Origin of the sequence: Sphingopyxis jiangsuensis (genome assembly GCF_016734905.1) — a bacterium.
Taxonomy (GTDB): Bacteria; Pseudomonadota; Alphaproteobacteria; order Sphingomonadales; family Sphingomonadaceae; genus Sphingopyxis; species Sphingopyxis jiangsuensis.
In genome coordinates this window covers 1-16,310 of sequence record NZ_JAERPO010000001.1, presented here as the reverse complement: position 1 = coordinate 16,310, position 16,310 = coordinate 1, and the positions used below count along the sequence as shown (strand labels likewise).

Here is a 16,310-nt window from a genome sequence, read left to right as displayed (position 1 = left end):
TTCGTCATCCCGGACTTCGCCGGGATGACGAAAGCGAGCGAAGGGTCGTCACTTGATACCTAGCGCCACCGCTCTAAAAGGCCCGCCATGCAAGACCGCCTGAAACGCCTGAAATTTCGCGCCTGGCATCGCGGCACGCGCGAAGCCGATTATATGATCGGCGGCTTTTTCGATCGCTATTCGCCCGAATGGGGTGCGGCGGAGATCGACTGGTTCGAGGCGGTCTGCGACGAGGATGATGTCGACATCATGGGCTGGGCGCTCGGCACCGGCGCGCCGCCGGCGCATCTCGACCGCCCGGAACTCATCGCTGCGATGCGGCGTCTGGATTATATCCCGCTGCCATGACGCGACCCGCCGCCGATATTTTTGCCGCCATCGGGCAGGCGTCTGCGCCGCTGACGCTCGCGCGCGCGGCCGACGGCTTCCTGCCGCTGCTGCTCGCCGATCTGGCGCGTGCGAGCGAGCACCGGCTGCTCTATATCGCGACCGACGATGCCGCGATGCAGGCGATCGCCGACGCCGCGCCTTTCTTCGCACCCGACCTCGTCGTCCATCGTTTCCCGGCCTGGGATTGCCTTCCCTATGACCGCGCGGGGCCATCGATGCGCGTCAGCGCCGACCGGCTTGCCACGCTTTCGGCGCTGCAGGCGCCGGCTCGTCGCGGCGAACTGATCTTGACGACTGTCGCGGCGATTACCCAGCGCACGCTGACGCCTTTTCGCATCCGCCAGCTCGCAACGACGCTGGCGTCCGGGCAGCGGATCGACCGCGATGCGCTCGCCGAATTGCTCGTCGCCAACGGCTTCAGCCGCGTCGACACCGTTGCCGACCAGGGCGAGTTCGCGGTGCGCGGCAGCCTCGTCGACCTTTTCCCCGCAGGCGAAGAAACGGGCCTGCGCGTCGACTTCTTTGGTGACGAGATCGAGAGCATCCGTCGCTTCGATCCCGCCGACCAACGCAGCCTGGGGCCCGCCAAGGCGCTGCAACTGCTCCCCGCCGCCGAAACATTGCTCGACGAAGCGACGGTCAAGCGCTTTCGTACCCGCTATCGTGAGCTGTTCGGCGCGCAAGCGACGGGCGATCCGCTCTATCAAGCAGTGAGCGAGGGCCGGCGACAGGCGGGGATGGACCATTGGCTGCCGCTGTTCGAGGAGCGACTCTCGATCCTGTTCGACCATATTGCGGCGGAAACCCCCGTGCTGCGCGGCCACCGCACCGACGCGACCGCGGACACGCGCTTCGAGGCAATCCGCGACTATCACGCCAACCGCGTCGCCGCCGAGCAAGAGCAAGCGGGCAGTTACCGTCCGCTGGCACCCGATGCACTCTATCTGACCGAAGGCGAATGGCGCGATGCCGAGGCGGCGCGGCCAATCCATATCGCCACGCCGTTCGACGTGCCCGAAGCAGCAGGCGTGCTCGACCTCGAAACCGTTGCCGCGCGCGATTTCACCCCCGAACGCGCCGCCGACCTCAACGTCTATGACAAGGTCGCCGACCATCTGGCCGACGAGCGTCGCAAGGGAAGACGCACGATCATCGCCAGCTATTCGAGCGGTGCGCGCGACCGGCTTGCAGGACTGCTGAAGGAGCATGGGGTAACGGGGCTCGCGCTCGCCGAGACATGGCAGGCGGCGTTGGGCTTGAGTTCCGAAAAAGGGTCACTTGGAACGGGCACCGTCGCCCTCATCGTCCTCCCGCTCGACCACGGTTTCGCCTCGGGCGCGCTCAGCCTGCTCACCGAACAGGATATCCTCGGCGAGCGGCTTGTTCGCCGCAACAAAAAGCGCAAAAGCGCCGATGCTTTCCTTGCCGAGCTCGCGACACTCAGTGTCGGCGACCTTGTCGTCCACCTCGATCACGGCATCGGCCGCTATGAAGGGCTGACCTCGATCCCGGTGGGAAGCAGTCCGCACGATTGCGTCGCGCTCACCTATGCGGGCGGCGACAAGCTCTACGTTCCGGTCGAGAATCTCGACGTCCTTTCGCGCTACGGCGGCGAGAGCGAAGGCGTCGCGCTCGACAAGCTCGGCGGCGAGGCGTGGCAGCGGCGTAAGGCGCGGATGAAGGAACGCATCCGCGAGATTGCGGGCGAACTGCTGAGCACAGCGGCCCAGCGAGCGCTGCGCCCCGGCGACGTGCTGGCGCAGGACGCCGCCTATCCCGCCTTTGCCGACCGCTTCCCTTATCAGGAAACCGACGACCAAGATCGCGCGATCGGCGACGTGCTCGAGGATATGGCGTCGGGCCGCCCGATGGATCGACTAGTGTGCGGCGACGTCGGCTTCGGCAAGACCGAGGTCGCGCTGCGCGCCGCCTTCGTCGCGGCGATGGCGGGGGTGCAGGTCGCGGTGGTCGTGCCCACCACCTTGCTCGCACGCCAGCATTTCACCAATTTCGTCGAACGCTTCAAAGGCTTTCCGGTCAATATCGGCCGCCTGTCGCGCCTCGTCCCTGCTGCCGAGGCGCAAAAGACGCGCGAAGGCCTTGCGAGCGGCCAGATCGACATCGTCGTCGGCACCCATGCAGTGATCGCGAAATCGGTCGAGTTCAAGAATCTCGGCCTCGTCATCGTCGACGAGGAACAGCGTTTCGGCGTCGTTCACAAGGAACGGCTCAAGCAGCTCAAGGCCGACGTCCATGTGCTGACGCTGACCGCGACGCCGATCCCGCGCACGCTCCAGATGGCGATGTCGGGGCTGCGCGAACTCAGCGTCATTCAGACACCGCCCGTCGACCGGCTCGCGGTGCGCACCTATGTCGCGCCGTGGGACCCGGTCGTCATCCGCGAGGCGCTGCTGCGCGAACATGATCGAGGGGGGCAGAGCTTCTTTGTCACCCCGCGCATCAAGGATCTGCCCGATATCGAGGAGTTCCTGCGCAACCGCGTACCGGAAATCAAATATGTCGTCGCGCACGGCCAGATGGCACCGGGCGAGGTCGAAGAACGAATGAGCGCCTTTTACGACCGCAAATATGACGTGCTCGTCTCGACCACCATCGTCGAAAGCGGGCTCGATATCCCGAGCGCCAACACGCTGATCGTCCACCGCGCCGACCGCTTCGGGCTCGCGCAGCTCTACCAACTTCGCGGGCGCGTAGGGCGGTCGAAAACGCGCGCCTACGCCTATCTCACGACGCCCGAAACCGGCGCCATCACCGACACGGCGGAAAAGCGGCTGAAACTGCTCGGCGATCTCGACACGCTTGGCGCAGGTTTTCAGCTCGCGAGCCACGATCTCGACATTCGCGGCGCAGGCAATCTCGTCGGCGACGAGCAGTCGGGGCATATCCGCGAGGTCGGGTTCGAGCTGTACCAGTCGATGCTGGAAGAAGCGATCCTTGTCGCCAAGGCCGAGGGCGCCGGCGTCGCACCGCCGCGCGAAGCCTTGTCGCCGGTGATCACCGTCGATGCGCCGATCCTGATTCCCGAGGATTATGTTCCCGACCTCCCGCTGCGCATGGCGCTCTACCGCCGCCTCAACGAAGCCGAGGACCGCGCCGCGCTCGACGGCTTCGCTGCCGAGATGATCGACCGGTTCGGTCCACTGCCGCCAGAAACTGGAAATCTGATCCAGCTTATGGAAATCAAGGCGAACGCGAAGGCCGCAGGCATCGCAAAGCTCGACGTCGGAACGAAGGGCGCCCTCGTCAGCTTCCACGACGACGAATTTGCGAACGTCCCCGGCCTGATCGCCTATGTCGAGCGGCTGAAGGGCCGCGCGCGCATCCGCCCCGACAACAAGCTGTCGGTGAGCGGCGAGTGGGCCAGCGCGGGCGCACGGCTCAACGGCGCGCTGCAATTGTCAAAGGGATTAGGCAAGCTGGCGAAGCAGGCGGGGTAGCCGTTGCCCCCGCGCAAGCGGGGGCCGCTATCGGTTTACCCAGCAACGCGGCTCAAAGTTGCCGACGGCACCTGCCTGCGCGCGGGCGATGATTATTCTATCAACTCCGACAGTTGATCTCCCGGAACCGGCCCCGATTTCAGGAACCCCTGCCAGCTCGCGACGCCCAGTTCAGCGAGCCGCGCGAGCTGCGTCTCCTTTTCGACCCCCTCGGCGACCACACGCAGCCCCAGAGCGCGCGCCAAGTCAACGATCGCGCGCACGACGATTCGATCGCGATCGCTGCCATCGATTGTGCGGGTAAAGCCGCTGTCGATCTTCAAATAATCGATCGGCAACCGCGCGAGCAGCGACAGGCTGGAATAGCCCGTCCCAAAATCGTCGATTGCGATTGCGCAGCCGAGCGCACGCAGCTGCGAAAGCTGCGCCGCGGCGCTCGCCGGATCGCTGAGCATCGCCTGCTCCGTGAGCTCGAGCGTCAAGCGGTCCGGCGCAACATCGCTGGCACGCACCATCGCTGCAAAACGGTCGGCAAATTCTGGGTCGCCCAGATCGGCGGCGGTGATGTTGAGCGCAACATGAAGCTTTGCAAGCGCTGCCGGCCACGTGGCAATCTCGGTCAGCGCGACGCGATGCGCATGTTCGGTCAGCTCGCATTCGAGCCGCGCGGCGCGCGCGGCAGTGACGAGCGGCCCCGCGCCGAGCAAACCAAGTTCGGGATGCTGCCAGCGCAGCAGAGCTTCGACACCCACCATCGCTCCCGAGGCGACGTCGAACTGCGGCTGATAGAATATGGCGACTTCATTATGCGCCAGCGCCGATTTGACCATCGCACCGTCGCGCGCCGATGCCGGGCGCGCCAGTTGATCGGCGGCGGCACGCAGTTGTTCGTCGATTGGTTCGTCGCGCGTGATTACCGCGGCGGCAATACGGATTGCAAGCCGGCCGGCGGGGTCGCCGACCATCGGCTCGGCAAGGACGAGGTGCAGCGCGCGCTCCTGCGCATGAAGCGCGCCGAGCGAAAGCGGCGTTGCCGGCGCGATCAGGAAACGCGGACCGCCGAGCCGTGCGACATGCGAACCAGGGCCCAATTCGTCGCTGGCAAAAGTTTCAAGCCGTCGCGCGACCTCTTCGAGCAGCGCGTCTCCTGCCTCGGGGCCCGCGCTGTGATTAATGCGCGCAAGCTGGTCGACCTGCACCAGGATGACGCCAACGTCAGTCTCGTGTTGCGCTTGCAGCGCCTGCAAGTGGCGGACGCTCGCAGCGTTCGTATCGTCCCTATGATTCATTGGCGCCCCCCTAGCAGGCTTTTCTTGCCATTCCCTTCCCTTTTGCATCACATTGTGCCGATGGACGCGAATTCGCCCTACAGCGCCCAACTCACCGACGCCCATGGTCGCCGGATCAGTTATTTGCGCCTGTCGGTCACCGACCGCTGCGACCTGCGCTGCCGCTATTGCATGGCGGAGGATATGACCTTCCTCCCCAAATCGGCGGTGCTCAGCATAGAGGAAATGGGCGACCTCGCCGAACGGTTTGTTGCGCGCGGCATCCGTCGCATCCGGCTGACCGGCGGCGAACCGCTCGTGCGCCGCGGCATCGACACGCTCGCAAAGCGTCTCGGCGCACTGATCGGGAATGGCCTCGACGAGCTGACGCTGACCACCAATGCGATGAGGCTTGCCGAACATGCGCCGATGCTGGCGGCAGCGGGCGTCCGGCGCGTCAACGTCAGCCTCGACACGCTCGACCCGCAAGCCTTCCGCCATATCACCCGTGTCGGTAATCTCTCGGTGGCGCTGGACGGTGTCACCGCAGCGCGCAAGGCGGGCCTCTCGGTCAAGATCAACATGGTCGCGTTGAAGGACATCAACGAAGACCAGTTGTTGCCGATGCTCGACTGGTGCGCCGCCACCGGATGCGACCTTACCCTTATCGAAACGATGCCGCTCGGCGAGGTCGAAAGCGACCGGAGCGACCATTATATCCCCCTCCACCAGTTCATTGCGCCGCTGCGCGACAAGTGCGCGATCTTTCCCACCGCGCAGCGCACGGGTGGCCCGGCGCGCTATTTCGCGGTCGAAGGCAGCCCGGTGACGCTGGGGCTGATCACGCCGCTCAGCGACAATTTCTGCGCCACCTGCAACCGCATCCGCCTGACGGTCGAGGGGCGCATCTATATGTGCCTCGGCCAGGACGATCACGTCGACCTGCGCGCCGCACTGCGCACCGGCGACATGGGCCATGTCGACGGGTTGATTGACGCGGCATTGGCTGGCAAACCCCGCGCGCATGACTTTCTTATCGAACGAAAGTCTGAGCCGGCGGTCGCGCGTCACATGAGTGCAACGGGCGGGTAGGACCCCGTCCGGAGGGGGATACAGAATGCAACGCAAGATCGCGCTCGTCGCGTCGAACGCGCCGTCGGCACTGGAGGCGGAGGCCGAACTGCGGCCGCTTTACGACTTTGTCGACATTGCCGAGGCCGACTTGCTCATCGCGCTCGGCGGCGACGGATTTCTTCTCCACATGCTGCACCAGTTGCTCGACCAGCGGCGCAACATGCCCGTGTTCGGAATGAACCGTGGCACCGTTGGCTTCCTGATGAACGAATTTCGCGTCGAAGGCTTGCTCGAACGTATCGCGTCGGCGCGGCCCTTCCTGATCCACCCGCTGTCTGGCGACATCACGACGATCAGCGGCGAACGCCACATCCTGCCCGCGATCAACGAGATTTCGCTGCTCCGCGAAACGCGCCAGGCGGCAAAGCTCGAGGTTCTGATCAACGAGCGCACGATGCTGGAAGAACTCGCGTGTGACGGGGTGCTCGTCGCGACGCCGGCGGGTTCGACCGCCTATAACCTCAGCGCCAACGGTCCGATCCTGCCGCTGGAATCGGAAATGCTGGCGATCACACCGATCAGCCCCTTTCGTCCGCGGCGCTGGCGCGGTGCGCTCGTTCCCGAATCGACCAGCATCCGCTTCAATGTTCGCGAGGCCGCCAAACGCCCCGTTTCTGCGGTCGCCGACCAGCGCGAGATTCGCGACGTAAAGACCGTGCGCGTCACCACCGATCGCAGCCGCCCGCTCACCCTGTTGTTCGACCCCGACCAAGGCCTCGACGAACGCATCGCGATGGAACAATTCATCGTCTGACCGCAAAGCGGCCGACCGATCGCTGACGCGAGAATTTTTTCCGAATACCCCCTTGATAAAAACATCGGTTGGCGGCAAAGGGACCGCCTTGCCCGCCACGGCGGTTTGTTCCTCGGTAGCTCAGCGGTAGAGCAATCGACTGTTAATCGATCGGTCGTAGGTTCGAATCCTACCCGGGGAGCCATTTCCGATTTTTGCCGATTTTGGCGCTTGAAGCACCCTCCGAAGCCTTGGCCTTCGGCAGACTTTCCACAATGATATCAAAGGGTTTACGGAAGGTCACTGACACCTCTCCGTCCTTGTAGGAACAGTTCGATAGTAGGTGGTGGAGAATGTTTCTCTTACCCGCAAAATCGGCTTCCCCGAACATCCGGCGTGCGTCCTTGGCGATGCCCAGCAGCGCGATGCCGTCGTCGATATAGGCATGATCGGCCTCTGACAGACGATCGAACTCCCGCGACAACCCCTTCAGGTCTTCGCGATAGTCTTCGGAGATTCGGGCGAAGAGACTTTCGTCGAGCTTGCCATCGACGTGGTCGAGGTAGGCCTTCTTCATGCGTTCACGGATGTCGTCCTGATCGCGGCGGAGACGGTCGAGCACGCGCGCGTGTTCGGTTTCTATAAGGTCGCTGTTTTCTTTCAGTGCCTGGCCGAGCCATTGGTGCATGCGCGGCGTCAGCTACGCTGCCTTCAGCCGGGAAGCGAAGGCAGCCGGCTGTGCGGGCTATCTCGTCTCCTTCCTCGGGCGCCGCATAGTCTATTATGGTCGCACCGCTGAGACCCACGTCGAATTCTTCCCACAATAGCGTCACTTCAGTCAATGGCGGGGGCCGGTCGATATAACGGACGTTCAAATGATGGCCGGTGGCGGACAGTCTGCACTCTGCTTGATCTCCTGAAAAGTGGGCCTTCCGCAGATGATCCGATGCAAGTCAACGGTCGATTGACCGGATTGGGTGAGACCTATTGCAGCACCAAGCAACTACGACCTTGGAATTGGCTTCACCCAAGGCAGGCGCGAACACGTGCGTCCGCCTCCTCGCGTGTGTGGTCAGGAGGGCCAGGATAATTGACCGTCGCCATCAGGCGTTCGAACCTTCTCAGGTTGAACCTGGGGTCGATGCTTCTCGCTCTTGCCGCCGTCTCTCGTGCGTCTTCACGATCGCCCAAAAGACATGCGTAATGAGCGTAAGAATAATATGGTCCCGAGTAATTGGGGTTCCGATCGATTGCATCCTGCGCAGCATCGCGCGCCAATCGGTTTTCCCCCTGTGCGCCGTGACATCCGGCCCTGAACCACGGCCAGATCGCGTAGCGCGGATGATTGGGCGCCCGTGCCTCAGCATCAACGATCAGTCGCATCCCCTCGGCATGTTCGCCCTGATAGCATTTCTGCAAACCCAGCACTGCGGATGCGTGCGGTTCATTCGGGTCGATCGCCAGCGATTCCTCCAGCAACCTGATCGCGGCCTTTTCGTCGCCCTGGACATAGAGGCGGACAAGGGCTGTGGCGGTCAGAACTTCGGGATCACGCGGCGACCGTGCGCGCATTTGCTCCAGCATCTGGAGCACCCTTGGAATGTCGCGGGCCGGGTCGTCCGAATATCCGCTGATGACATTTTGTGCGAGCTGTGTAGCCAGGATCGCCTGGGCCGAGTAATTATCCGGATCGATTTCGAGCGCGCGCTGCACATCTTCAATCGTCATCATCGCAGCTTCGCGGCCATAGGCGTAGCGACGCGACCGCGCTCTTTGCACCAGTTCATAGACTGACAGATTGAACCGGCCCTTATCCTGGACCGCCCTCATCTCGAACGCCTGGATCTCCGACGATACCGAAGTCGAGATAGCCTGGATCACGTCCTGCTGAAGATCGAAGAAGCCCGTGAGCGGTTCGACAAATCGCTTCGACCAGACTTGCTGGTTGCTCGCTGCATCGCTCAAATCCACCCTCAGAACCAGTTGGTCGCCCTGTGTCGTAAGGGACCCGGACACGATGTAGCGCACGCCCAGCGCTTCGGCCGCCGCAGCACGCCGACTGTCATCTGCAAAGATTCGGGCGGAACTGTACGGCGCAACTCTCAGCCGAGGCACCCTCGACAACAACGAAGTGAGGTCACGTGTCATGCCCTCAGCGAGAAAGGCCTGCTGGCTGGTCCCGGTCAGATTTTCAAAAGGCAGGATGGCAAGGCTGGTTTCCGGCTCGTCCCTGGCAACCGCCTCTCCTGTATCGTCGGCCATGCTGAACCATATCGCCGCGACGATGGCGGCGAACAGGACCACGATCGCTGCGGTTTTCCGCCATCCGCCCGTTGCCGGCGCGCCTTTCGTGGCAGGCAAAGCGGCGCTGTATGATGTCTTGTCCGTGAGCACATCGGCGTCCAGCCGGTATCCAAGCGTCGGGACGGTAGTGATAACATCTTCCGCGCCATGATCGTTCGCCAGCGTCTTGCGCAGGAGCGACACGAGCCTGCTTAGACCCTCGTCGCTTCCATGACCCGATGACCATAGCGCATCGCAAAGCTCCCCGCGCGTCCATAGCTGGCGGGGTCGTTGCGAGAAGACCACCAGCAACGCCATCATCTTGGGTTCGATCGTCGAAACGCCGAGCTCGCTTGTCAGCGTCAGCGCAGATGGGTCAGCCGTCACGCCGGCGACAACGAATTGGCCGCCTGCGATCATCGGCCCTGAATTGGCATCCATCCTGTCTCGCACCCCCTGCAATGCCCCGCTCACGTCTTAAACCAGTACGCGCGGATGTACGAACTGCATTTTTATTGCATCCAGGTTCGTAAAATAATTACGCGATTTCAGCGCATAAGGAAAACCTAAGACCAAACGAACCTTAGCATCAGGACGTGGGCGGCGGTGCTCGACCATGAATGGCGCAGGTCGCTCGATATTGGGGGAAGCGGCCAATCCGGGGGGATAATGGCATGAACAATCCAAATTTCCTGTTCGAGATCCTGGCTGCATTGAATCCTGCCGGGGCGGCGAATTGATCACCATGACCACGCAGGGACCATCCTTCGGCCTTTCCGGACAAGTTGCTTGCGTCACCGGAGGCAATCGCGGCATCGGGCGGGCCATCGCGCTAGGCTTCGCGCAAGCGGGTGCCTCGGTGGCGATCATGGCGCGTGATGGCGAGCGCAGCGCTTACGTCAGACGCGAGATCGAGGCGCTCGGCGTTGCGTCCCATGCCTGCGGGCTTGACGTCACAGATCGCGCCGCGCTTGCCCCTGGCTTAGCGCAGGTGGAAGAGGCGCTCGGTCCGCTCGACATTCTCGTCAACAATGCCGGGAACACCGATATCAGCGGCGGCGTGCTGCACCAGTCGGAAGACGGCTGGGACAATGCCATCGCAACCCATCTCACCGCCACGATGCTTCTGTCGAAGCTGGCGGCGACCTCGATGATCGAACGGGGGTCGGGCAAGATCATCAACCTTGCAAGCATGTACTCGATCTTCGGAGCCGCAGCCTTGCCGAGTTACGGCGCGGCCAAGGGCGGGATCGTCCAGCTTACCAAGGCGATGGCGGTCGAACTGGCTCCGCACGGCATCCAGGTCAATGCCATCGCTCCAGGCTGGATTACCACCGAGATGACGCAGGTCGCCCGCGACGACCCCGACTGGGCGGATTTCCAGACGATGCTGCTGGCCCGGACACCGATGGGGCGCTGGGGCGAGCCCGAAGAATGCGCCGGCGCCGCCGTTTTCCTCGCCAGCGACGCAGCCCGTTTTGTCACCGGCGTCACCTTGCCGGTGGACGGCGGATATTCGGTCTTTTGAAGGAGGAAGCCCAATGCCCATCCCCGCGCCCAAACCGGCCCATGTCGTCTATCGCACGAGGCGTCTTTCCGAGATGCTCGACTGGTATGCAAAGGTCTTCGGGGCCGAGATCGTTCATCAGAACCCGGCACTCGCATTCCTCACGCATGACGAGGAACATCACCGCTTTGCCTTTGCCGATCTCGACGTGATTGCACCGGGCGACGGGCTCGATCATCGCGGGCCGATCGGGGTCGATCATATCGCCTATGACTGCCCGTCTATGGCGGAACTGCTCGAGGCCTATGCCGATCTCAAGGCGCAGGGCGTCGAACCCTATTGGTGCGTCAATCACGGGATGAGCGCCTCGCTCTATTACGCCGATCCCGACGGCAACCAGATGGAATTCAGCGTCGACTGCTTCGCCAGCAAGGCAGAGTGCACACGCTACTTCAAGGGCGAAAAATTCGGTGAAAACCCTGTCGGCGTCGAATTCGACCCCGACGAATGGCTCGCGAAATTGCGCGGCGGAATGGCCGAGGCCGACCTGCTCAGAATCGATGCGAACGGTCCGGTCTCGCCGATCAGGGGCGAACTCATGGAGATGGTGGATGGATAAGATGAGCAAATGGGAAGCCGCCGACGCGGCGGTAGCCAAGGCGCTGGAACATCCGCGTGTTGCCGCCGCAATCGAGGCGATGAGCGCGCTCGATGCTGCGATCGTAGCTGGCGACAAGGACGGGTTTCTGGCCGCGTTCGACGAGGAATCGGTCACCAACAACCCGATGAATGCGATCAGTCGCATCGCCGACAGCGCGCGCTTTTTCGCGGGCGGCAAACTCGCTTATTCCTACTTTCACCGGACCATCGACTACGCAGCGCCGCGGGGCGACGACGAAGTCATCCTGATGGGCGGCGAAGTGTTCGAACCAATCGGCGGCGCTCCAAATGCCGGGCACACGGTGCGCCGGCGCTTCACCGATCTCTGGCAGCTCAAGCCTGACGGCTGGAAGGTAGCCGTCAGGCAATCGACCGTATTCGACGCCAGCCCGGCATGAATGTCGCCAGCGCCCATCCGCAACCCATAAAACCGGCCGACGCTGTCGGTCGCAAGCAAGCCGTATGGCGATTGATCGGCCCCGCGCTGCTGTTTTCCGGCGTGGCGATCGGAACCTCGCATCTCGTCCAGTCGACCCGCGCAGGGGCAGTATATGGTCTGGGTCTGGTGGGCGTCATCGTGCTCGCCAACCTCCTCAAATATCCGGCATTTCGCTTCGGGGTAGATTATGGGCATACGACCGGGCAATCGATCCTTGCCGGTTACCGGCACTTGGGCCGCTGGGCGGTGCTGCTGTTCGCGCTGGCGATCTTGCCAATCACTCCCATCATTCACGGCGCGGTCGCGGCCGCTACTTCGGGCGTCTTCATAGCGGTCACCGGTATCGATGCAACGACGCCGGTCGTCGGGGCAATCCTGCTGCTGAGCGTGGGCGGCGTGCTCCTTGCCGGAGGATATGACTGGCTCGACAAGATCAACCGCGTCCTGCTGTCCTTCCTCGTCATCTCGACCGTGCTGGCAACCGCGCTGGTATTGCCGCGGGTTGCGTGGCCCACGCTCACCGACTTCACATGGATGATGGATCCGGTTGCCGTGCTGTTCGTGATCGCGCTGGCCGGCTTCATGCCCAACCCGCTCGAAGTGTCGGTCTCTCAATCTCTCTGGACAGCGAGAGTGGAGAGCGACCTTCGCGGCGAGAATTCGGGAAGCGGTGGGGGCAGCCGGCTCGAAGATGCGCGGTTGGCATTTGCATCCGGCTATGCGTTGACCGCGATCCTGGCGATCTGCTTCTGCATCATGGGCGCCGGAGTCATGCATTCAGGCGCGGTAACGCCTGAAAGCAGCGCGCCGGCATTCGCGGCGCAAGTGATTGATCTTTACCGCTCCGTCCTCGGCGATGGCGCTGCGCTCCTGGCTTCGGTTGCCGCGCTCAGCGTGATGCTGACCACGCTGCTGGGCGGCGTCGATATCGGCTGCCGGATCGTGGCATCTACAGTGCAGCAGGCGACGGACCGCACCGAGCCAGCCTTCTTCGGCGCGATCTACCGGGTAGTCGTCCCTGTCATCGTGGGGCTCGATATCCTCGTTCTGTTCACCCTGCTGTCCGATTTCACCACCTTGATGGACCTTGCAACCAGCCTTGCGTTCATAGCAGCGCCGGTGATCGCCATCCTCAATCACCTTTCGGTGACCGGGCCCACCATGCCTGCCGAGGCGCGCCCGTCGCGGCGGATCCAGGCCCTCAATCTTGCAGCCATCATCGTCATGCTCGGTCTGACGGCTGCGTTTTTCACCTTGCGATAAACGCCCGGGAGAAGAGCCTTGCTCATCCAGAAGCCGCAACAAACCATCCGCACCTGGCACACCGATACGCGGGTCTGGGACGATTTCGAATTCCGTGCAGGCGACATACTGATCTGTACGCCGCCGAAGACGGGGACCACCTGGACGCAGCGCATCGTCAGCATGTTGCTTCATCAATCGGCAGAGCCCCGCCCCTTCATCGATGAGCAACCGTGGCTGGACGCGCGCTTCACGCCACAGGCAGAGATTGCCGAAGCCCTGTCACAGGCGCCCGGAGTGCGTTCGCTCAAGAGCCATTCGCCGCTGACTGCATTGCCGCTCCACGACAACGTTCTTTACATCAATGTCGCACGCGATCCGCGCGATGCGGCGATGTCATTTCACAATCACGCGACGCATTATACGGCGGAGTTCGAAGAGACGCTGGACCAGAGCGGTCTCGACGACCCGCAGATCGCCCGCCCCTATCCAAGGGCACGGGCGGATGCGCGCGCTTTCTTCCGCCGCTGGCTTCGCGATCCTGCCTATGCGCCTTTCGATGATTTCACCATCGCCGAATTCCTGGAGCTCGAACGCAGTTTCTGGGACGAGCGGCACCGCCCGAACGTCCTGCTTGTCCATTACAACGATCTGAAAGCCGACCTCGAAGGCGAGATACGCCGGATCGGCGATTTCTGCGGGATCAAAACGCCCGAGCCGCTGATGGCGCAAATCGTCGAGGCGGCCGGCTTTTCGAGCATGAAGCGCGACGGTGCCAAGATGCTTGGCATTATCAACGTCGCCTTCAAGGGCGGCACGGACACGTTTCTTCACAAGGGCACCAATGATCGCTGGAAAGCTGTCCTCACCGAACAGGACCTCGCCGACTATCGCGCCGCGATCGAAGCTTCTGTGCCGGAAGACCTGGCGCGGTGGTTGGAAAAAGGACGGCATGCCGCGGGCGATCCGACACCCGCTTCTGACCAAAAAACCGAAACAAGAGGGCCGACAAAGTGATCCGCAATCTCACACTCCTCGCAGCTGCGGCTATCGCGAGCGCTTGCCCGGCACACGCCGAAAGCCAAACTGCCGAACAGCGCGCGGTGGAGCTAAGCACCGAGCAAGCCGCAGTCTGGCAGGGCGAGGTCGATTACTGGGATCGGGTAAATTCGCGCGATCTCGAAGGGTATCTAGACCTCTGGCATCCTGACTTTACCGGCTGGCCCTGCGGCGCGGCTGGCCCGGCCGACCTTTCGGGGCTGGCCGAGTTTGCTGAAGCTTGGTTTGAAGGTATGACCGCGCGCGGGCAGCGGACTGTACCGACCGCAGAGGCGGTAATCGTCAAGAACGGTTTTGCAGTCACCTATCTCTCGGCAGTCACCACCTGGACCGAAGCCGGTGGGGGCCCGGCATCAAAGCGCGAGAAATTCGTCCACACCTGGCAGGCAACCGACGATGGCTGGAAGATCGTTGGCGGCATGTGCGCCCCGCTGGTGAGCTACGACGCTGCGGAAACGAGCGATCCAGTCGCAATCGGAGCGGCCGAAACCGCAAAGGGTCTTACGACCGAGTATTCGCTTTTCCCCTCCGACGGCTCGCTGACGCATGCCGAGGACGGTGTGGTGCTTCCCGATGGCCGCCTGCTGGTTGGCGACTGGGATCATGGGTTGGTGACGCTGGCACCCGATGGGACCAGGCGCCCCTTTGGCAATTTCGTCGCCGCCGGCTTCCGGACCAAAGCCGAGCCGCTGTGGAACAGCCCCAACGGTGTGTCTTTCGAGCCCGACGGCCGGCATGTCCTCGTTGCCGACATCACTGGCGGGCACATCTACCGCGTCGACACGCAAACCGAGCAGGTCACGCTGATCTACGACCATCCCTTCGGGGTAAACTCCGTCGTTCGAGATACGTCAGGGGCGATCTGGTTCACCCAGTCGACCCGGAACAAAGCCGGCGAAGGATCCGAGGCACGCATGTTTGCAGCCGCAGACAAGCCGCTCGGCGATGGATCGGTCTGGCGGATAGCCCCCGAAGAGCTGGACCGGGCCAAACCGGTCGCGGTCGAAATGGTTTCAAGCCTCGATTTTGCCAATGGTATCGCCTTCGATGCAACGCGCCAGAAGCTGTATGTAGCCGAAATCATGCAAAGCCGGATCCTCAGCTTTGCGGTCGATCCCGATACAGGCGCGCTCGGCGATCGGCGCATTCTTGTGACCCTGCCGACGCCCGACAATATCGAACTCGGCGCTGACGGCATGCTCTGGGTCGCAAGCCCATTTGCCAATGCAGTCTACAGGGTCGATCCCGGCACCGGGGATCGCCAGACGATCTTCAGCCCCACCCCCGACACCAACGCGCAGATCATCGCTGAAACCGCGCGCCGGCTGGAGGCAGGCGAACCGGTGCTCTCGCTTCTCACGCCTGCAATGTGGGGGCCGCTTCCCGGGCTTGTGACGGGCGTGATCCTTGCGCCGGACGGGACTGTCTACGTCTCGAACCTCGGCGATGCGCTGGTGCGGCTGAAGCCAGGAACGGGGCCTGTGTCGGCCACTTCGAACGATGGAGGAAATCATGACTGACCCGCGCGAGGGGCGCTGCCCCTGCGGTGCGGCAACGCTCTGCGCGCCAGCTATATGTGTCCAGCGGAATCAATCCGGCTTGAAAACAGATAGTCGGCCGTTGAGCCGCCGCGTCGTTCCAGCCAGTCTAGGGTCAGGACTTCTGTGGTTGCCGCCCGTGATGCAAGAGGGTTTCTGACCTTTTGAACTGGTGATCGAGTGCGGTCTTCTGTCAGGCCTAGATTGCGGCGCTTTCAGGGGCCGCTGGCCGGTATGGTGATCCGCGGATCAGGTCCAAATCTCATTGGCGAGCTCGATTTGCTCCGAGTCCTGAACTGGTTTTCCTGATCCAGATCTGTTCGATCATTCTGCCCATTCGGGTCGTCGCCTTCTCACACCCCTTCCATCCAGCCGCTCTGGGATAGCCTTATCAGGCTGCCATGACCGGCATCGGATTCTTGTAGTCTTCGTTCTTTGTCAACATGGCCCAAATCTGGCGCGCCATCTTGTTGGCTAGTGCGATGGCGACCAACATGCGCGGCTTACGGGCCATCATGCGCGCCAGCCATGAGCTTTCCGGGATCGCCTTGCGTCCCATCCAGTTCAATCGCGACATGGCACCAATGATCAGCATCTGC

13 protein-coding genes, 1 tRNA gene and 1 pseudogene are annotated in these 16,310 nt (G+C 62.8%); 11 read left to right on the top strand and 4 right to left on the bottom strand.

Going from position 1 to position 16,310, the window contains the following annotated elements:
* Window positions 1–87: 87 nt before the first annotated feature.
* Together JI743_RS00075 and mfd are read left to right on the top strand one after the other, a co-directional pair.
* Window positions 88–348 carry an FAD assembly factor SdhE gene (locus JI743_RS00075; protein ID WP_201924794.1) on the top strand — a complete coding sequence of 87 codons (261 nt, stop codon included), beginning with the start codon at window positions 88–90 and terminating at the stop codon, window positions 346–348.
* Window positions 345–3,848 carry a transcription-repair coupling factor gene (gene mfd / locus JI743_RS00070; protein ID WP_201924793.1) on the top strand — a complete coding sequence of 1,168 codons (3,504 nt, stop codon included), beginning with the start codon at window positions 345–347 and terminating at the stop codon, window positions 3,846–3,848. Before JI743_RS00075 ends, mfd begins: the two co-directional genes overlap by 4 nt.
* Before the next feature lie 92 nt (window positions 3,849–3,940).
* Here mfd and JI743_RS00065 read toward each other — a convergent pair whose 3' ends face one another.
* Window positions 3,941–5,137: a bifunctional diguanylate cyclase/phosphodiesterase gene (locus JI743_RS00065; RefSeq protein WP_201924792.1), complete on the bottom strand. Its 1,197-nt coding sequence runs from the start codon at window positions 5,135–5,137 to the stop codon at window positions 3,941–3,943.
* Window positions 5,138–5,197: 60 nt separating this feature from the next.
* On the opposite strand from JI743_RS00065, the gene moaA reads away from it, so the two are divergent.
* The 3 genes from moaA (at window position 5,198) to JI743_RS00050 (ending at window position 7,188) form a co-directional block, all read left to right on the top strand.
* Window positions 5,198–6,208: a GTP 3',8-cyclase MoaA gene (gene moaA / locus JI743_RS00060; RefSeq protein WP_201924791.1), complete on the top strand. Its 1,011-nt coding sequence runs from the start codon at window positions 5,198–5,200 to the stop codon at window positions 6,206–6,208.
* Window positions 6,209–6,233: 25 nt separating this feature from the next.
* Window positions 6,234–7,004: an NAD kinase gene (locus JI743_RS00055; RefSeq protein ID WP_201924790.1), complete on the top strand. Its 771-nt coding sequence runs from the start codon at window positions 6,234–6,236 to the stop codon at window positions 7,002–7,004.
* Between the two features lie 109 nt (window positions 7,005–7,113).
* A tRNA-Asn gene (locus tag JI743_RS00050) sits at window positions 7,114–7,188 on the top strand.
* On the opposite strand, the gene JI743_RS00045 is transcribed toward JI743_RS00050, so the two are convergent.
* Both JI743_RS00045 and JI743_RS00040 read right to left on the bottom strand, forming a co-directional pair.
* Complete coding sequence (locus JI743_RS00045) at window positions 7,174–7,671, bottom strand: hypothetical protein (RefSeq protein ID WP_201924789.1); 498 nt, start codon at window positions 7,669–7,671, stop codon at window positions 7,174–7,176. The two genes, JI743_RS00050 and JI743_RS00045, sit on opposite strands and share 15 nt — an antisense overlap.
* A gap of 335 nt (window positions 7,672–8,006) precedes the next feature.
* Entirely contained in the window at window positions 8,007–9,707 is a 1,701-nt protein-coding gene (locus JI743_RS00040; RefSeq protein WP_201924788.1) for a winged helix-turn-helix domain-containing protein, read from the bottom strand.
* Window positions 9,708–10,011: 304 nt separating this feature from the next.
* Between JI743_RS00040 and JI743_RS00035 the strand changes: the two genes are divergently transcribed.
* From JI743_RS00035 to JI743_RS00010, 6 genes are read left to right on the top strand one after another with little or no spacing between them, the layout of a single operon-like run.
* Window positions 10,012–10,794 (top strand): SDR family NAD(P)-dependent oxidoreductase, encoded by a 783-nt coding sequence (locus JI743_RS00035; protein ID WP_201924787.1) that lies wholly within the window; start codon window positions 10,012–10,014, stop codon window positions 10,792–10,794.
* A 13-nt stretch (window positions 10,795–10,807) separates the two neighbouring features.
* A complete protein-coding gene (locus tag JI743_RS00030; RefSeq protein ID WP_201924786.1) occupies window positions 10,808–11,392 on the top strand; it encodes a VOC family protein in 585 nt (194 codons plus the stop codon).
* Window positions 11,385–11,831, top strand: coding sequence for a nuclear transport factor 2 family protein (locus JI743_RS00025; RefSeq protein WP_201924785.1), 447 nt, complete (start codon window positions 11,385–11,387; stop codon window positions 11,829–11,831). Before JI743_RS00030 ends, JI743_RS00025 begins: the two co-directional genes overlap by 8 nt.
* A complete protein-coding gene (locus tag JI743_RS00020) occupies window positions 11,828–13,135 on the top strand; it encodes an NRAMP family divalent metal transporter (protein ID WP_201924784.1) in 1,308 nt (435 codons plus the stop codon). The genes JI743_RS00025 and JI743_RS00020 overlap by 4 nt, the downstream gene beginning before the upstream one ends.
* Before the next feature lie 18 nt (window positions 13,136–13,153).
* A complete protein-coding gene (locus tag JI743_RS00015) occupies window positions 13,154–14,131 on the top strand; it encodes a sulfotransferase domain-containing protein (RefSeq protein ID WP_201924783.1) in 978 nt (325 codons plus the stop codon).
* Window positions 14,128–15,693 carry an SMP-30/gluconolactonase/LRE family protein gene (locus tag JI743_RS00010; protein WP_201924782.1) on the top strand — a complete coding sequence of 522 codons (1,566 nt, stop codon included), beginning with the start codon at window positions 14,128–14,130 and terminating at the stop codon, window positions 15,691–15,693. Before JI743_RS00015 ends, JI743_RS00010 begins: the two co-directional genes overlap by 4 nt.
* Before the next feature lie 409 nt (window positions 15,694–16,102).
* Here the strand turns inward: JI743_RS00010 and JI743_RS00005 are convergent.
* Window positions 16,103–16,310, bottom strand: a pseudogene (locus JI743_RS00005) (IS110 family transposase); the annotation flags it as partial.